The sequence below is a fragment of the Brachybacterium sp. GCM10030267 genome (assembly GCF_042666875.1).
GTDB lineage: Bacteria > Actinomycetota > Actinomycetes > Actinomycetales > Dermabacteraceae > Brachybacterium.
Genome location: NZ_JBHTCX010000007.1, coordinates 47,185 through 63,244 on the forward strand (window position 1 = coordinate 47,185; position 16,060 = coordinate 63,244).

General features: G+C 71.9%; 16 protein-coding genes. 10 read left to right on the plus strand and 6 right to left on the minus strand.

The genetic code is table 11. The features are described from left to right. The first annotated feature begins 11 nt into the window (after window positions 1-11). From ACFQS2_RS05470 to ACFQS2_RS05480, 3 genes are all read left to right on the plus strand, one after another. Complete coding sequence (locus ACFQS2_RS05470) at window positions 12-905, plus strand: ABC transporter ATP-binding protein (protein WP_377018286.1); 894 nt, start codon at window positions 12-14, stop codon at window positions 903-905. Then, window positions 902-2,254, plus strand: coding sequence for an FtsX-like permease family protein (locus ACFQS2_RS05475; RefSeq protein ID WP_377792955.1), 1,353 nt, complete (start codon window positions 902-904; stop codon window positions 2,252-2,254). The genes ACFQS2_RS05470 and ACFQS2_RS05475 overlap by 4 nt, the downstream gene beginning before the upstream one ends. Before the next feature lie 170 nt (window positions 2,255-2,424). Further along, window positions 2,425-2,751 (plus strand): rhodanese-like domain-containing protein, encoded by a 327-nt coding sequence (locus tag ACFQS2_RS05480; protein ID WP_377792956.1) that lies wholly within the window; start codon window positions 2,425-2,427, stop codon window positions 2,749-2,751. Window positions 2,752-2,778: 27 nt separating this feature from the next. On the opposite strand, the gene ACFQS2_RS05485 is transcribed toward ACFQS2_RS05480, so the two are convergent. Next, window positions 2,779-3,531, minus strand: coding sequence for a CPBP family intramembrane glutamic endopeptidase (locus ACFQS2_RS05485; protein ID WP_377018430.1), 753 nt, complete (start codon window positions 3,529-3,531; stop codon window positions 2,779-2,781). Between the two features lie 120 nt (window positions 3,532-3,651). On the opposite strand from ACFQS2_RS05485, the gene ACFQS2_RS05490 reads away from it, so the two are divergent. After that, a complete protein-coding gene (locus ACFQS2_RS05490) occupies window positions 3,652-4,377 on the plus strand; it encodes an SDR family oxidoreductase (RefSeq protein ID WP_377792957.1) in 726 nt (241 codons plus the stop codon). A 66-nt stretch (window positions 4,378-4,443) separates the two neighbouring features. Here ACFQS2_RS05490 and ACFQS2_RS05495 read toward each other — a convergent pair whose 3' ends face one another. From ACFQS2_RS05495 to ACFQS2_RS05515, 5 genes are all read right to left on the minus strand, one after another. Then, window positions 4,444-5,118, minus strand: coding sequence for a DNA-3-methyladenine glycosylase (locus tag ACFQS2_RS05495; protein WP_377018282.1), 675 nt, complete (start codon window positions 5,116-5,118; stop codon window positions 4,444-4,446). Next, window positions 5,115-5,510 (minus strand): metal-sensitive transcriptional regulator, encoded by a 396-nt coding sequence (locus ACFQS2_RS05500; RefSeq protein ID WP_377792959.1) that lies wholly within the window; start codon window positions 5,508-5,510, stop codon window positions 5,115-5,117. Before ACFQS2_RS05500 ends, ACFQS2_RS05495 begins: the two co-directional genes overlap by 4 nt. After that, entirely contained in the window at window positions 5,507-6,952 is a 1,446-nt protein-coding gene (gene purB / locus ACFQS2_RS05505) for an adenylosuccinate lyase (RefSeq protein ID WP_377792960.1), read from the minus strand. The genes ACFQS2_RS05500 and purB overlap by 4 nt, the downstream gene beginning before the upstream one ends. A gap of 96 nt (window positions 6,953-7,048) precedes the next feature. Then, window positions 7,049-7,459 carry a phage holin family protein gene (locus tag ACFQS2_RS05510; protein WP_377792961.1) on the minus strand — a complete coding sequence of 137 codons (411 nt, stop codon included), beginning with the start codon at window positions 7,457-7,459 and terminating at the stop codon, window positions 7,049-7,051. A 52-nt stretch (window positions 7,460-7,511) separates the two neighbouring features. Then, complete coding sequence (locus ACFQS2_RS05515) at window positions 7,512-7,973, minus strand: hypothetical protein (RefSeq protein ID WP_377792963.1); 462 nt, start codon at window positions 7,971-7,973, stop codon at window positions 7,512-7,514. Between the two features lie 242 nt (window positions 7,974-8,215). Between ACFQS2_RS05515 and ACFQS2_RS05520 the strand changes: the two genes are divergently transcribed. The 6 genes from ACFQS2_RS05520 to ACFQS2_RS05545 all read left to right on the plus strand — a co-directional run bounded on the left by ACFQS2_RS05520 (window position 8,216) and on the right by ACFQS2_RS05545 (window position 16,035). Continuing rightward, a complete protein-coding gene (locus ACFQS2_RS05520; RefSeq protein WP_377792964.1) occupies window positions 8,216-9,331 on the plus strand; it encodes a histidinol-phosphate transaminase in 1,116 nt (371 codons plus the stop codon). A gap of 222 nt (window positions 9,332-9,553) precedes the next feature. Beyond that, window positions 9,554-10,882, plus strand: coding sequence for a nitrate/nitrite transporter (locus ACFQS2_RS05525; protein WP_377018276.1), 1,329 nt, complete (start codon window positions 9,554-9,556; stop codon window positions 10,880-10,882). A gap of 65 nt (window positions 10,883-10,947) precedes the next feature. After that, on the plus strand, window positions 10,948-12,216 hold the full coding sequence (locus tag ACFQS2_RS05530; protein ID WP_377792965.1) for a Gfo/Idh/MocA family protein: 1,269 nt from the start codon (window positions 10,948-10,950) through the stop codon (window positions 12,214-12,216). Between the two features lie 17 nt (window positions 12,217-12,233). Next, window positions 12,234-13,721, plus strand: a complete 1,488-nt coding sequence (locus ACFQS2_RS05535; RefSeq protein ID WP_377792966.1) for a glycoside hydrolase family 3 N-terminal domain-containing protein — start codon at window positions 12,234-12,236, stop codon at window positions 13,719-13,721. Between the two features lie 92 nt (window positions 13,722-13,813). Beyond that, window positions 13,814-15,055, plus strand: coding sequence for a thiamine pyrophosphate-dependent enzyme (locus tag ACFQS2_RS05540; protein WP_377792967.1), 1,242 nt, complete (start codon window positions 13,814-13,816; stop codon window positions 15,053-15,055). Further along, on the plus strand, window positions 15,052-16,035 hold the full coding sequence (locus tag ACFQS2_RS05545; protein WP_377792968.1) for an alpha-ketoacid dehydrogenase subunit beta: 984 nt from the start codon (window positions 15,052-15,054) through the stop codon (window positions 16,033-16,035). Before ACFQS2_RS05540 ends, ACFQS2_RS05545 begins: the two co-directional genes overlap by 4 nt. Window positions 16,036-16,060: the final 25 nt, after the last annotated feature.

Consider the following 16,060-nt stretch of genomic DNA (forward strand, 5'->3'; position numbering starts at 1 on the left):
ATCCTGGGCGCATGAACACCGCACCGAACCCTCATCCCGCGGCGGCTCCGGCCCGCTACCCGGCACCGGCCCAGCATGCGGGCCCGCCTCATGCCGCCGCCGCTCAGAACGGGGCTCCCGCTCAGGCCGTCCCGATGCGCCCGGCCCCGGTGCTCTCCGCCCGGCGCCTGATCATGACCTACGGTGCCGCCGGGGCCGCGACCCATGCTCTGGACGGAGTGGACCTCGATATCGGTCGCGCCGACTCGCTGGCCGTGATGGGCCCTTCGGGCTGCGGCAAGACCACGCTGCTGCACATCCTGGCGGGGATCCTGCGGCCGACGTCCGGCAGCGTCGAGCACGACGGCACCGATCTCGCCGCCCTCGGTGACCGCAAGCGGACCCGTCTGCGCCGCGACGACTTCGGCTTCGTCTTCCAGGACGGCCAGCTGCTGCCGGAGCTGACCGCGCTGGAGAACGTGATCCTGCCGCGCATGCTGGCGGGCACCTCCCGCCGCGCCGCGACCGCTGAGGCCGCCTCCTGGCTGGACCGCCTCGGGCTGCAGGGCATGCACGACCGTCGTCCCACCCAGCTCTCCGGCGGCCAGGCCCAGCGCGTCGCGATCGCCCGCGCCCTGGCCGGAGGTCCCTCGGTCGTCTTCGCCGACGAGCCCACCGGCGCCCTCGACCAGGCCACCGGCCAGGCGGTGCTGAACATCCTGGTGGAGTCCTGCCGCGATTCCGGCGCCAGCCTGGTGATGGTCACCCACGACTCCTCGGTCGCCGCCGCCTGCCGCCGCACCGTGACCATGCGAGACGGGCGCATCGCCCAGGAGTTCTTCCGCCCGGAGACCGCCGAGCCGTCCACTGACCACGGTGCCGGCCAGTACGCAGCCTCGGGCCCCGGTCAGGCGGTGTCCCGATGAGGGCGCTGCTCGCGACCGCCCCGCTCCTGCTGCGCCGGCGCGGCGCCCTCGCGGACATCCTGCCGGTCATCGCGTTCACCGCCTCCACCGCCATCACCGCGACCGTCATCGGGGGCGCAGCGGCCTTCGTCGGCCGTATGCCCTCCGGAGCCGGGCCGGGAACCGGCGGCGAGGCGGAGATCATGGGCACGCTCGTGATCTGCGCGATGATCGCTTCCGTACTCCTGGTGCCCAGTGCCATCGGCCTGGGCGGATCCGCCGCCCGGCTCTCCCTCGCCCGGCGCGAGCGTGACCTGGCCACCATGCGCCTGGTCGGCGGGACCAGTGGCCAGGTGGGCTCCGTGGCGGTGCTCGACGTCGCCGCTCAGGCACTGCTCGGCGGCGTTCTCGGCATCGGCGTCCACGTCGCCGTCACCCCGGCGCTGACCCGGCTGGACTTCGGGATCACCCCGTTCACGACGGCGGACCTGCTGATGCCGTGGTGGGCCTACCCGCTGCTGGTGCTCGGCCTCGTCCTGCTCGCCGTCGGTTCGGCCGCCGTGTCCCTGACGGGCGTGGTGCTCAGCCCGCTGGGCGTCGCCCGGGATTCGCGCGTGGTGCGCATGTCCGTGATCCGCGTGATCCTCTGGGCGGCTCTGATCGTGGGCTTCTTCGCCTTCATGCAGATCGGTCCGGCCCTCCTGGGCCAGTCCGGCAACATCGGGGCCGCGCTGGCGATCATGGTCCTGTTCATCGGAGCGATCGTCGCCGGTGTGAACGTGGTGGGCCCGTTCATCGTCTGGATCGCCGCGCTGGCACTGGCGAGGCTCGCCCCCACACCGTCGCTGCTGGTGGGTGCTCGCCGCCTGGCTGCAGATCCCAGGGCCGGCTGGCGCGCCGTCTCAGGCATCACCTTCGCTCTGGTCATCGCCGGGTTCCTGACCGTGCTCTCGCTGCTGTCGCAGACCGCGAGCGCGGAGGAGCAGATGCTGATGACGGCCATGTTCACCGGCGGGATCCTCACCCTCGGCATCGCCGCGGTGCTCGCAGCCGTGAGCACGGGAGTGACCCAGACCGCTCAGGTCATCGACCAGGCGCCCACGCTGCGCGCCCAGCACATCGCCGGCGCCGAGGTCGGCCAGCTGCACCGGGCCCGGATCGCGGAGATCTCGGTGCCTGTGGCGCTGAGCTCGATCCTCGCCACCGGCACCGCGCTGATGGTCGTCTCGGCCGTCTTCGGCGGCGCCCCGAACAACCCGATGGGCGCGGTCCAGTACGTGCTGTGCGTGCTGGGAGCCTATGCGCTGGTCATCGCCGCCGTGCTCGTCGCCTCGCCGCTGGTCAGGCGCTACGCGCTGCGGGCGGTCTGAGGGCCGGGGCGGCCGTCGGGTGCGGCCCGGCCGGGCTGGCTCCGGACCTGTGCGCCCAGCGGCCGGCTCCGGGCCCTCCCGCCGCGCCGCCGGTTCGGATCTCGCGCCCTGCCGCTGGTGCGGACCTCGGGACCCACCGCGGCGGGGGAGCGGCTACTACGCTGGAGGCCATGAACTCCGACTCCGTCGCCCCCGCCGCCGTCCCTGAGAACGCGCACCTGATCGACGTGCGCGAGCAGTCCGAATGGGATGCGGGCCATGCCCCGAACGCACAGCACCTGCCCGCCAGTTCCCTGCTGGAGAACCTCGACAAGATCCCGGAGGACGACTCCGAGCTGTACATCGTCTGCCGCAGCGGCGGCCGCAGCGCTCAGGTCACGCAGTGGCTGAACACCAACGGCTTCGAGGCGATCAACGTCGCCGGCGGCATGGACATGTGGTTCGAGTCCGGCCTGCCCATGGAGTCCGAGGGCGACGGCGAGCCCTACGTCCTCTGAGCGGCCCGCTCAGGAAGGGTCACCCGCTCAGGTGGGGATGACGCTCTGGAGCAGGGCGTAGCCCACGAAGGCGAAGACGTCGAGCAGGGTGTGTGCGATCACCAGGGGCATGGTGCGCCGTGTGCGCCGGTAGAACTCCCCGAAGACGAGCCCCATCGCGAGGTTCGCGAGCCCCGGGCCGATGCCCTGGTAGGTGTGGTACGCACCGCGCACCAGGGCCGAGACCACGATGGTCCGCCTCGATGACCAGCCCAGTCGCTCGAGGCGATCGAAGAGATAGCCGACCATGATCACCTCTTCGAGCACGGCGTTCTTGACCGCGTGCAGCACCAGCACGGGCACCGTCCACCAGTGGGTGTCCAGGGCGGCGGGGATGACCTCGACGGTCGCCCCGAGGGCTCGGCCCACGTAGTAGATGACCAGCCCCGGCAGGCCGATGCCTGCGGTCAGCGCCACGCCCCATGCCAGGTCCCGGCTCCATCGGCCCAGGTCCATGCCCAGCTCCCGCAGCGCCCGGGAGAAGGTCCCGGCGCTCAGGGTCAGCAGCAGCACCACCAGTGCGACCGGCATCAGATCGAAGAGGATCGAGAGCAGCTGGTAGAGCAGATCGACCCATGGGTTCTCCCGCAACGAGGGATTCAGGGCGGTGGACTGATCGGCCAGAGGACCGGCCGCGAGTGCCTGGGCGAGGGCGAGCAGCGAGTACACCGCGCTCTGGCCGAGGGACAGGGCGAGGACGATCAGCACCTCTGCCCGCAGCCAGCGGGTGTTTCCGACCATGGTGTGCACAGGGCACATGCTCCCACCACGGGGCGCGAGAAATGGGGCGCAAGGCGCGGGGCGCGGGGCGCGGACACAGCGCACGATCGACGGGAACGCCGCCGTGGCAGACTCGGAATCATGACGACGACTACTGCGAATCCCGACTCCACCAGCGCGTCCCGCCCCACCGTCCTGATCACGGGCGCCTCCCGCGGCATCGGCCGGGCCGTCGCCGAGGAGCTCGCTGCCGATCACCACCTGGTCCTGGGAGGCCGCTCCCTCCGCGACCTCGAGGAGCTCGCCGCGACCTTCCCGTCCGCCGAGCCCTTCGCCGCCGACCTCACCGACTCCGCCGCCGCTGCCCGCGCCGCCGAGGCCCTCGACCTGCCCCACGGCCTGGCGGGTCTCGCCCATTCCGCCGGGATCCTGGTCCGGGGTCGCATCGAGGAGCTCACGGCCGAGGACTGGACCCGCTCCTTCACGGCCAATGTCACCGCGGTCGCCGACCTCACGCGCCTGCTGCTGCCCGCGCTGCGCACCGCCCGGGGCACGGTGGTCGCGATCAACTCCGGATCGGGGTACAACTCCGGTCCGGGCGGCAGCGCGTACGCGGCCTCGAAGTTCGCGCTGCGCGCGGTCACCGACGCCCTGCGCGCCGAGGAGCGCGAGCACGGCGTCCGGGTCAGCTCCGTCCACCCCGGGCGCACCGCTACGGACATGCAGCGTCAGCTGCGCAGCGACGAGGGCGGTGAGTACCGCGAAGAGGACTACATGCGGCCCGAGACCGTCGCGGCCACCGTCGCCCTGGCGCTGCGGCTGCCAGCCGACGCCAACATCGACGAGCTGTCCGTGCGCCCCCGCTGAGGACAGCAGTTGCCGCTCGGTCGATCGCGGAAGGATCGTGCGGTGCCGGTCCGGACGCCGAACCGCTCAGGCGTTCAGCCGGCCCGGCCCGGACACGGTCGGGTCACCGGCGATGCGGTAGCGCCACGGATACAGGCCCGGATCCGAGGCCTCCTCGCGCAGCCCGATCCGTGGTCCCGCCGCGAGCCGGGGATGGGGCATGAAAGGTTCTTCGCCCGGATGCTCGCCGTCGGCCCGGTCCGCCGGATCCACCCGCCCCAACAGGTGCACGCCGCTGCCGGGATCGCACAGGTCCAGCCCGTCGTCGGCGAAGGTGATCCCGCAGGCCACGGTGGCGCGACCCGGCCCGCGGGCGAGGTCCCGGTCGCTGCGGCACACGCCGGTGGCACGACGGCGGCGATACGCCTCCTCGACGCCGTCGACCACCTGGCCGGCGCGGATCAGGCACCCGGTCCCGGTGCCCTCGGCGTCGGCGACCACGTTCATGCACGAGTGCAGCCCCATGTGCCGGTACACGTACAGGTGCCCGGGCGGGCCGAACATGGTGGCATTGCGTGCGGTCCGGCCGCGGAAGGCATGGGAGCCGGGATCCTCCGCGCCGACGTAGGCCTCGACCTCGGTGATGCGCAGGGCGGTCCCGCGGCCGACGAGGACGCAACCCAGGAGCAGCGGCGCCAGCTCCAGCACCGGCCGGTCGAAGAAGGAGCGGGGCAGAGGCGCCGGCGGACGCGTGGCGGTCACTTCATGAGCCGTTTGACGGCGCCCATGATCTCGTCCATCTTGCGATCCAGCTCCTCGGTGTCCCCGGAGTCGGCCGCGTCGTGGACGCAGTGGTGGATGTGGTCATCGACCAGACCGAGGGCGACCGACTGCAGGGCCTTGGTCACCGCGGAGACCTGGGTCAGTACGTCGATGCAGTAGGTGTCGTCCTCGACCATGCGGTGCAGTCCGCGCACCTGACCCTCGATGAGCTTGAGCCGGCGCAGGTAGGGCGCCTTGTTGCCGTGGTACCCGGGGTCGCCGTGGGTGCCGTGGTCGCCGGGCTCGGGGGAGGGGACCGCAGCGGCGTCGACGTCGGTGGCGTCAGCCTCGTCGGCGCCTGTCGTCTCCATCGGGGTGTCGTCGGGTGTCATCGCGGCTGCCTCTCGGGCTCGGTGCCGGTGCCGCCATGGTCCTCGAGGTGGTCCACCAGCGAGGCGGCGTAGCCGGTGTAGGTGTGCGGAGACAGTGCCAGCAGGCGGTCGCGCTCGGCCTCGGGCAGGCCCAGGGTGCCGATGAACTCGCGCATCCCCGCGCCGTCCACGCGGTGGCCGCGGGTGAGATCCTTCAGCCGCTCGTAGGGGTTGTCCATGCCGGTGGTCCCCTGGACGCCGAGGGTGCGCATCACCGACTGCACGGCCTCCCCGAGCACCTCCCAGTTGTCCTCGAGGTCGACCGCCATCGCGTCGGCGTCGACATCCAGGCCGGCCAGGCCGCGGCGCAGGTTCGAGATCGCCAGCAGCGAATGCCCCAGCGCCGGGCCCACGTTGCGCTGGGTGGTGGAGTCGGTGAGGTCGCGCTGCAGCCGCGAGGTCACCAGCGTCTGGGACAGCGAGTCCAGCAGCGCGCCGGAGATCTCGAGGTTCGCCTCGGCGTTCTCGAACCGGATCGGGTTGACCTTGTGCGGCATCGTGGAGGAGCCGGTCCCACCCTGGGCCGAGAGCCGCTGGCGGAAGTAGCCCAGCGAGATGTAGGTCCAGATGTCGGTGGCGAGGTTGTGCAGGATCCGTCCGGCGCGGGCGATGTCCGCGTACAGCTCGGCCTGCCAGTCGTGGGATTCGATCTGCGTGGTCAGCGGGTTCCACGTCAGCCCCAGGTGCTCGACGAAGCTGCGGGAGACCTGCTCCCAGTCGGCCGACGGCACGGCGGTGGCGTGGGCGGCATAGGTGCCGGTGGCGCCGTTGATCTTGCCCAGGATCTCGTCGTCCTCGATCCGGCGGGCCTGGCGTTCCAGCCGGTAGGCGAACACCGCGATCTCCTTGCCCAGCGTGGTGGGGGTCGCGGGCTGGCCGTGGGTGCGCGAGAGCATCGCCACCTCGGCGGTCGACCGAGCCAGCTCGGCGAGGTCGCCGATGACCGCGCGCAGAGCCGGCAGCCACACCTCGCGCACGGCGCCCTGGATCATCAGCGCGTAGGAGAGGTTGTTGACGTCCTCGCTGGTGCAGTAGATGTGCACCACCTCGGCGAGCGGCTCGAGGCTGGTGCCGGTCAGGCGGCGCTTGATGTAGTACTCGATCGCCTTGACGTCGTGGACCGTCTCGCGCTCGATCTCGGCGTGCTCGGCGATGCCCTCGGCGCCGAAGTCCTCGGGGATGGCACGCAGCAGGGCGCGCTCGTCCTCGTCGAGGGAGCGCAGGCCGGGGATGACCCCGCCGTCCAGCAGGTGGATCATCCACTCGGTCTCGACAACCAGGCGGGCACGGTTCAGTGCGGCCTCGGAGAGGTGATCGACCAGGGGCGCGGCCTGGGCGCGGTAGCGGCCGTCGAGAGGGGTCAGGGCGATCGGCGGCGTGATGTCCGCGAAAGAGTGAGCCATGGGGTCATTCTCCCAGAGTCCGCGCGCACGGCTGCGGAACGTCTGGGCCATGGGAGCGCCTCGGCGAACGGGCGCCGGCGGGGCGGCCCCCGATGGTCAGTCACGCACCTCGTAGCGGCGGTCGTCCCGCTCGCCGAGTCCGGTGACCCCCTCGACGATGGCGGACAGAATCCCGATGATCACGCCGGCCAGCAGGGCCCACCAGAAGGTGTCGAACGTGAGGGTGAGCCCGAGCAGTCCCGAGACCCAGCTCGCCAGCAGCAGCATCAGCGTGTTGATGACCAGCTGGAACAGCCCCAGCGTCACGCAGGTGATGGGGAAGGCCAGGAACGAGAGGATCGGGCGCACGATGAGGTTCAGCAGCGCCACGATCAGCGCGATCGCGCCGATGGTGAGAACCTGCGTCAGCACCGTGGCGCTGTCGTCGCCCAGATGCATGCCGGGCAGGATCAGCGCCGTGACCCACAGCGCGAGGCCGGTGACGATGATGTGTCCGAGGAATCGCATGGGCCCCATTGTCCTCGCCCCGGCTGGGAACGCATCGGGGATATCCCTATTCCTACGGTGCCTCGGTTGCGACGTCGAACCGCACCTCGTCAGCGCAGATCGAGGTGATCGTGACCGTCCAGTCCTCGATCGCGTGGGCGTCCCCGACACTGCCGTCGAACTGCTCGGGGGCGGCGGAGGACGGGCCGGTGGCGGAGAGATAGAGGCGCGCCGAGGGTCCGTCCGAGGCGGCGTACCCCAGGGCGACCCTCAGCTCGGCGCCGTCCACTTCCGGGATCTCCTCGAAGCTGCGCTCGACCGAGGAGTCGACGATGTAGTCGCCCTCCGTCGTGCAGGCGTCACCGAACTCCTCGTCGTCCCCCTCGACGTGCACGCCGGTGGGACCGGAGCCCTCGTTCGGTGTCGGGGCCGGCGAGATCTCCACAGGGCTGTCGTGCTCGAGGAGGGAGCAGCCGCTCAGGAGCGAAGCGGTGATCATCACGACGGCGGAGGTCAGGACTCGGCGATCACCCATCAATGCCTCCCGGCAGCAATCGAACGTCGACCCCGTGCTGGGCATCGATAGTGAGCATCTGGAAATCCCAGGATCGGCACTGTGCACCAATTCTCGCCGAACGCCCTTCCCGGCGCGATGGGGAGAGGTCCCCATGGGCTGCGGCCCGCCGAGGTCGGCTGACGTCTGGGGTGCTCGACAGGGCCCCGGAGCCGGGCGCGGACGTCACGGAACAGACCGCCCGTTCGTCCTACCCTGAACGCATGTCCGCACCTCCCGACCCCGGCCGGTACCCCGAGCCCCCAGAGACCGTCCGCCTGCGCCCCGCGCTCGAGGCACTGCCCGCCTACGTCGCGGGCAAGCCCGCCGGAGACGACGGCCGGCGCCGCTTCAAGGCGTCCTCGAACGAGTCGCCCTTCCCGCCGCTGCCGGCCGTGCGGGACGCGGTCGTCGCCGCGATGGACGAGGCCAACCGGTACCCGGACATGGCCGCCTATGCACTGCGCGAGGCGCTCGGCGCCAAGCACGGCGTGGACCCGTCCCAGATCGCGCTGTCGACCGGCTCGGTGGCCGTCAGCGGCGACCTGGTGCGCGCCCTGGTGGGCGAGGGCGACGAGGTCGTCTACGCCTGGCGCTCCTTCGAGGCCTACCCGATCCTGGTCGGCTCCCACGGCGGCACCCCCGTCCAGGTGCCGCTGACGGCAGAGCACGAGCACGACCTCGAGTCGATGGCCGCCGCCGTCACCGACCGCACCCGCCTGGTGATCCTGTGCACCCCGAACAACCCCACCGGCCCCTCGCTGTCGACCGAACAGATCGAGGGCTTCCTCGCCCGCGTGCCCGAGCATGTCGTTGTCGCGATCGACGAGGCCTACCGCGAGTTCCACGACCCGGCGACCGTGGCGGGAACGGCCGGGATCTTCCGCCGCCACGGCAACGTGGTGCTGCTGCGCACCTTCTCCAAGATGCAGGGCCTGGCGGGGCTGCGCATCGGCTATGCCGTGGCTCACCCGCGCCTGGCCCGTGCGCTGGGCCAGGTCACCGTCCCGTTCGGCGCGAGCGCCCCGGCGCAGGTGGCGGCCCTGGCGAGCCTGCAGCCGGGCGTGCAGGCGGAGCTGGATCAGCGCGCGGCCTGGATCCGCGAGGAGCGCTCCCGCCTCGTCGCGGCGCTCGCCGGGCAGGGCTGGCAGCTGCCGAGGTCGCAGGGCAACTTCGTCTACTTCCCGCTGGGGGAGGGCAGCCCCGCATTCGCCGCCTTCGCCGAGGAGCGCGGGCTGGTGCTGCGCGGCTACGGCACCGACGGGGTGCGCGCCACGATCTCCGAGCAGGAGGCCAACGACCTGCTCATCGAGGTCGCCGGGCAGTGGCGGCAGCGCTGAGGACCACGACGGTCCCGGCCGCCAGATCGTGCGGCCCCCGGCCGCTGCCGCGCAGACTCATCACGGCGAAGACACCGATGACGGCATAGGTGAGCGCGGCGAGCACGATCGCATCGCCTGATCCGTGGCAAGCGGAGGCCACGGCTCGGGTGTGCAGTCCGGCCACGGGTAGTGTCTGAGCCGAGGAAGCACGAGCCTCGCGAGCAGGAAAGAACGGTGATCATGGGCGCCCGCGCCGTCGACAGCAGCACACTCGGCGGCCCCCGCGCCTACGTCGTCTGGGGTGCGGCCCTGGTCGCCTACGCGATCGCGGTCCTGCAGCGCACCACGATGGGTGTCTCCGGGCTGGAGGCGACCGAGCGCTTCGGCACCTCCGCCACCATCGTCTCCACCTTCGTCGTCCTCCAGCTGCTGGTCTACGCCCTCGCCCAGGTCCCGGCCGGGCTGCTGCTGGACCGCTACGGCTCCCGCGTCACCCTCACCGCCGGAGCGGTGCTGATGGCCACCGGGCAGCTCGTGATCGCCCAGACCGACACCGTCGCCCTCGCGATCCTCGCCCGCGTGGTGGTGGGGGCCGGCGACGCGCTGACCTTCTCCAGCGCCGTGCGCCTGGTGCCCGCCTGGTTCCCCGCGGGCCGCGTCCCGATCCTCACCCAGCTCACCGGCATCCTCGGCCAGGTCGGGCAGATCGCCTCCGCGGTCCCCTTCGTGGCGGTGCTGACCGTCGCCGGCTGGAGCACGGCCTTCAGCGCCGCGGCCGGGGTCAGCGGCTGCGCGGCCCTGCTCGCCCTGCTCGTGGTGCGTGCGAGCCCGCCGGGCATCCCGCGCCCCCGCCAGAAGCAGAACCTCGCGCGGATCCCGCTGGTCATCGGCCGCATCATCCGCCACCCCGCCACGCAGCTCGGCTTCTGCACGCACTTCACCGCCGGGTTCACCGGCATCGCCTTCTCGATGATGTGGGGCTATCCGTACCTCACCGCCGGCGAGGGCCTCAGCCGGCCGGCGGCGTCCGCGGTGATGACGGTGCTGGTGGTCGTCTCCATCATCGGGGGACCGGTGATCGGAGCCCTGACCCAGCGCCACCCGCTGCGGCGCTCGTCCCTGGTGCTGCTGATCCTGGGCACGATCGCGGTACCGCTGACCGCCCTGGTGCTGTGGCCCGGTCCCGCCCCGATCTGGCTGCTGCTGGTGCTGGTGGCCGGCTTCTCCATCGGCGGGCCCGCCAGCTCCGTCGGCTTCGACTTCCCCCGCACCGATCTGGCCCGTCACCGCCTCGGCACCGCCACCGGGATGGTGATCATGGGCGGCTTCTCCGGCGGTCTGATCGCCATCCTGCTGATCGGCATGATCCTCGACCTGCTGCGGCCCGACGGGAACTACGACCTGGCGGCGTTCCGCATCGCCTTCGCCGTCCAGATCCCGATGCTCCTGGTGGGTACCGCGGGCATGCTCATCACCCGGCGCAATCTCCGGCGCCGGATGGCTGCCCGCGGCGAGGTGGTGCCGCCATGGCGGGAAGTGTGGCGCAACGGCCGCTGGCGCCGGCTGTGACCGCTTGCCGCGGCTGAGCGCCGTGCCGTAGCGTTCCCTCCGACACTTAATTTCAAGGAGGAAGTATGTCTTTCAGTCTCGGCATCGTCGGGATCGGACAGTTCGGCAAGCACTTCGCGGAACTGTTCGCGGCCCATCCCGAGATCGACGAGCTGTACGCCGTCGACGCGATCCCGGAGCGGATCGACGCCGTCGAAGCCCGCGGCGTGCACTTCGCCGGACGCTTCGAGACCTTCGAGGACCTGCTGGCCTCCGACGTCGACGCGGTCGCGATCTTCACCCAGCGCTGGACCCATGGCGAGCACGCCCTGGCCGCGCTGCGCGCCGGCAAGCATGTCTACTCGGCGGTGCCGATGGCGATCGCGGAGGACGAGATCCGCCAGATCACCGAGGAGGTCCGGCGCACGGGCCTGGTCTACATGATGGGGGAGACCAGCCAGTACAACTCGGCAGTGGTCCTCGCCCGGCGGCTGCATCGCAGCGGAGTCTTCGGCGAGGTGTTCTACGCCGAGGGCGACTACGTCCACGACATGGACCTGGGCTTCTACGACGCCTACAAGTACTCCGGCGGCGAGGGCTGGAAGGCCACCGCCTCCTACCCGCCCCTGCTGTACCCCACCCACTCCATCGGCGGCATCCTCGGCGTGCTCGAGAATCACGCGGTCTCGGTCTCGGCGATCGGCCGGCCCGACACCCGCGGCGACGGCGTCTTCGACAAGGACGTCTCGATGTTCGACAACGACGTCTCCAACGCCTTCGCGCTGTTCGAGATGGACAACGGCGGCGCCTTCCGCACCAACGAGCTGCGGCGCGTGGGCTACCCCTCGCACCTGCGCGAGTCGCGCTTCCGCTTCTTCGGCGAGGCCTCCTCGTTCGAGGAGACGATCGACGTCACCTACTGGCACGACAAGGAACGCGTGCTGGACGTGAGCGACGCGATCCGCACCGCGGCGACCATGAGCCTGGACGATCCCCGCCTGGCCGACGTCTCCCCGGCCCTGCGCGATGCCTTCGTCGCCGGATCCTCCCCGGCCCACCACCAGTCGCGGCTGCCCGAGCAGTTCCACGGCATGCCCAACGGGCACGAGGGCGCCCACCACTTCCTGGTCGACGACTTCGCGCGCGCCGTGGTCGACGGCATGCAGCCCGCCGTCAACGCCTGGCAGGCCGCCCGGTACACCCTGCCCGGCGTCATCGCTCACCAGTCGATGAACAACGGCGGCGAGCGGCTGCCGATCGCCGACCTCGGGGACTGCCCGCTGCCCGTGCAGGATCTCGACGCCGACCAGGAGCCTCTGGATGTCGCCGCCCTGGAGCGGCTGATCGAGAGCTGAGCGCGCACAATGGCTCCATGACGAGCACTCCGGCGGCCGGGCACTGGGACAGCGACGCTCTCGGCGTGCTGATGGCGCCGTTGACCGGCACCCAGCTGCCGGAGTGGATGGGCGAGGTGCTCGAGGCGGGCCTGGCCTCGGTGATCCTGTTCGGGCACAACACCCCGGACCCGGAGACCGCGGCCGCCCTGTCCCGGGCCATGCACGCCCGCTCGGCGGACTGCGTGGTGGCGATCGACGAGGAGGGCGGGGACGTCACCCGCCTCCAGGCGGCCACCGGCTCCTCGCTGCCGACGGCGTGGGCGCTCGGCGAGGTCGACGATCCGGAGCTGACCCGCCACGCCGGCAGCGCTCTGGGCGATATCCTGGCCGCCTGCGACATCGACCTCGATCTGGCACCGGTCCTGGACGTCTCCACCGACCCGGCCAACCCCGTCATCGGCACCCGGGCCTTCAGCGACGACCCGGACCGGGTCGCCGCCCACGCCCAGGCGTTCGCCGCAGGCCTGATCGAGTCCGGGCTCGGCACCTGCGCCAAGCACTTCCCCGGTCACGGCGCCACCGCCACGGACTCCCACACCGCCCTGCCCCTGATCGAGCTGGACCGCGAGGAGTTCACGCGCGATCATCTCGCGCCGTGGTCCATCGCGCCGTGGCTGGATGCCGTGATGACCGCGCACGTGCTGGTCCCCTCGCTCGGGGAAGGGCCCGCCTCGATCTCGTCCTGGTCGCGCCCCGAGCTGGACCGCGCCGTCAGCGGCACCTTCCACGGCCTCGTGATCACCGATGCCCTCGACATGGCCGCGGTGGCCGGCACCGTCGGCTACGGCGAGGCCGCGGTGCGCGCCATCGAGGCCGGGGCCGACCTGCTGTGCCTGGGCACCTCCATCCGGCGCGACGACCGGCACATGCTGCGCGAGGCGCACGACGCCCTGGTGGCGGCCGTCGCCGACGGGCGGCTGAGCCGCGAGAGCCTGCATGCGCGGGCCGAGGGCACCCGGGCGCAGTGCCGCCGTCTGCGCACCCGCCGCCGATTCGTCCCCGCTCCCGAACTGCCCGCTGCGCTCGCTCACGCCGACGCGCTGGGCTCCGACGCCGCCGCCCGCGCCGTCCGCGGCCGCCACGCCCACCTGGACCTGCGCCCAGTGCTGGTGGCGGACCTCCGTGCCCGCGCCGATCACGCCTCCGGGGCCCGGGCTCCGCAATTGATCCAGGCACTCGCCGAGCAGGGAGTGCAGGCCGTTGTGCCGGACTATCCGGGCCAGGATGCCCATAGCCACCAGCTGACCTCGGCTCCGCAGGTCCTCGTACTGACCCGGCTGTCCCGCAGCGACCCTGACGAGGGGGCGCGCCTCAGCGCACTGCTGGCGCGCCGGCCCGACGCGATCGTGGTCCACACCGGTGTGCCCGACGCCGCTCCGGACCATCGCCGCCTGGTCCTCGCCCACGGCGCCGGCCGCACCATGATGCGCGCCGCCGTCGACCTCCTGCTGCGCGGGCGGTGAGCACGCGATCTCAACTCACCCCTGGGGCCGCGACATCCGCTGTGACCAGCGGATCTTTATTCCCTACGGCACCGTAGGTTACGCTCCCCGGCGTGAGTGTGTTCGCAACGACCATCCCCTCCGTCGCGGAGCAGGAGCCGATGATCCAGCTCCTCGCGCCCGACGGCACCCGCACCCCGCACGACGAGATGGACGCCGTGCTCGCCGGCCACGGCGGCTCGGCGGCAGGCGGTGCCGCATCCGGCGACGGGGACGACCTGGCCACCCCGGAGCGCCTGCGCGGCTACTACCGCGACATGGTGATGATCCGCGCCGCCGACCTCGAGGCCACCAGCCTCCAGCGCCAGGGCCAGCTCGGGCTGTGGGCCAGCGCCCTGGGCCAGGAGGCCGCCCAGATCGGCGCCGGCCACGCCTCTCGCGAGCAGGACTACCTGGTGCCGACCTACCGCGAGCACGGCATCGCCTGGGCCCGCGGCATCGAGCCGTGGCGCCTGCTGGAGCTCTACCGCGGCATCAGCCACGGCGGCTGGGACCCCAACGAGCTGCGCACCCACCCGTACATGATCGTCCTCGGCGCGCAGGCCCCCCACGCGGTCGGCTACGCCATGGGCCTGCAGCGCGACGGCGTCGTCGGCACCGGGGACACCGCGACCGACACCTCGGTGCTCGCCCTGTTCGGTGACGGCGCCTCCAGCGAGGGCGAGGTCGCCGAGTCCTTCACCTTCGCCGCCTCGTTCCAGGCCCCGGTCGTCTTCTACACCCAGAACAACCAGTGGGCCATCTCCGTGCCCGCCGCGGTGCAGTCCCGAGTGCCGCTGGCCCAGCGCTCCCGCGGCTGGGGCATCCCCTCGGTGCGGGTCGACGGCAATGACGTGCTCGCCGTGCTCGCCACCGTCCGCTCCGCGATGGACGCCGCCCGGGCAGGGGAGGGGCCGCGCTTCATCGAGGCCGTCACCTACCGCATGGCAGCCCACACCACCAGCGACGATGCCTCCCGGTACCGCCCCGCCTCCGAGGAGGAGGAGTGGGCAGCGAAGGACCCGATCCTGCGGCTGCGCCGTCACCTCGAGCAGCTCGGCGAGATCGATGAGGACTTCATCGCCCGCTGCGACCAGGAGGCGCACGACCTCGCCATGCAGCTGCACCACCACATCCACGGCATGGAGGACCCGGACCCGGTGGGCATGTTCGACCACGCCTACGCCGAGCCCCACCCGATCGTCGACGCCGAGCGCGAGGCCTACCTCGAGTACATCTCCCAGTTCGAGGACGAGGGCGAGGACGGGGGTCCAGCAGGCGAGGGCGCGGATCAGACCGGAGGGGCGCACCGATGAGCAGCACGAACCTTCCGATCGCCAAGGCCATCACCGCCGGGCTGCGCGACGCCATGCGCGCCGACGAGCGGGTGATGATGATGGGCGAGGACATCGGCATCCTCGGCGGCGTCTTCCGCGTCACCGACGGGCTGCACGCCGAGTTCGGCTCCCAGCGCGTGGTGGACACCCCGTTGGCCGAGGCCGGCATCGTCGGCACCGCCGTCGGCCTCGCCGTGCGCGGCTACCGGCCGGTGCTCGAGATCCAGTTCGACGGGTTCGTCTACCCGGCGTTCAACCAGATCACCACGCAGGTCGCGAAGATGCACAACCGCACCCTGGGCCAGGTGAAGATGCCGATCGTCATCCGCATCCCCCACGGCGGCGGGATCGGCGCGGTCGAGCACCACTCCGAGAGCCCCGAGGCGCTGTTCGCCCCCACTGCCGGGCTGCGGATCCTGGCACCGGCGAACGCGCAGGACGCGTACTGGATGACGCGCCAGGCGATCGAGTGCGAGGACCCGGTGATCATGCTCGAGCCCAAGCGGCGCTACTGGGTCAAGGGCGACGTCGACCCCGACCATCGCCCCGAGCTGACCCCGTGGCAGGCCGCGGTGGTCCGCCCCGGGACCGACGCCACCCTGCTCGCCTGGGGACCGAGCATGCCGCTGGCCCTCGAGAGCGCCCAGGCCGCGGCCGAGGACGGAATCGAGCTCGAGGTGATCGACGCCCGGTCGCTGTCCCCGATCGACGTCCCCACCATCGCCGCCTCGGTCAAGCGCACCGGGCGGCTGCTGATCGTGCACGAGGCCCCCGTGCTCGGCGGCCTCGGCGGCGAGATCGCCGCCCGCATCAGCGAGGAGTGCTTCTACCACCTCGAGGCGCCCGTGCTGCGCGTGGGCGGCTACCACCTGCCCTATCCGCCGGCGCGCATGGAGCACGCCTTCCTGCCCGACCTCGACCGGGTGCTCGACGGCGTGGACCGTCTGCTCGAGCACTGACGGCAGCGCCCGTCGCCCGCGTGAA

Excerpts from the sequence above, each read along its gene's own strand:
- ACFQS2_RS05480 (WP_377792956.1), top strand. The coding sequence starts at position 2,425 with ATGAACTCCGACTCCGTCGCCCCCGCCGCCGTCCCTGAGAACGCGCAC.
- ACFQS2_RS05535 (WP_377792966.1), top strand. The coding sequence starts at position 12,234 with ATGACGAGCACTCCGGCGGCCGGGCACTGGGACAGCGACGCTCTCGGC.
- ACFQS2_RS05525 (WP_377018276.1), top strand. The coding sequence starts at position 9,554 with ATGGGCGCCCGCGCCGTCGACAGCAGCACACTCGGCGGCCCCCGCGCC.
- ACFQS2_RS05515 (WP_377792963.1), bottom strand. The coding sequence starts at position 7,973 with ATGGGTGATCGCCGAGTCCTGACCTCCGCCGTCGTGATGATCACCGCT.
- ACFQS2_RS05530 (WP_377792965.1), top strand. The coding sequence starts at position 10,948 with ATGTCTTTCAGTCTCGGCATCGTCGGGATCGGACAGTTCGGCAAGCAC.
- ACFQS2_RS05510 (WP_377792961.1), bottom strand. The coding sequence starts at position 7,459 with ATGCGATTCCTCGGACACATCATCGTCACCGGCCTCGCGCTGTGGGTC.
- ACFQS2_RS05470 (WP_377018286.1), top strand. The coding sequence starts at position 12 with ATGAACACCGCACCGAACCCTCATCCCGCGGCGGCTCCGGCCCGCTAC.
- ACFQS2_RS05485 (WP_377018430.1), bottom strand. The coding sequence starts at position 3,531 with ATGGTCGGAAACACCCGCTGGCTGCGGGCAGAGGTGCTGATCGTCCTC.
- purB (WP_377792960.1), bottom strand. The coding sequence starts at position 6,952 with ATGGCTCACTCTTTCGCGGACATCACGCCGCCGATCGCCCTGACCCCT.
- ACFQS2_RS05520 (WP_377792964.1), top strand. The coding sequence starts at position 8,216 with ATGTCCGCACCTCCCGACCCCGGCCGGTACCCCGAGCCCCCAGAGACC.
- ACFQS2_RS05490 (WP_377792957.1), top strand. The coding sequence starts at position 3,652 with ATGACGACGACTACTGCGAATCCCGACTCCACCAGCGCGTCCCGCCCC.
- ACFQS2_RS05475 (WP_377792955.1), top strand. The coding sequence starts at position 902 with ATGAGGGCGCTGCTCGCGACCGCCCCGCTCCTGCTGCGCCGGCGCGGC.
- ACFQS2_RS05500 (WP_377792959.1), bottom strand. The coding sequence starts at position 5,510 with ATGACACCCGACGACACCCCGATGGAGACGACAGGCGCCGACGAGGCT.
- ACFQS2_RS05545 (WP_377792968.1), top strand. The coding sequence starts at position 15,052 with ATGAGCAGCACGAACCTTCCGATCGCCAAGGCCATCACCGCCGGGCTG.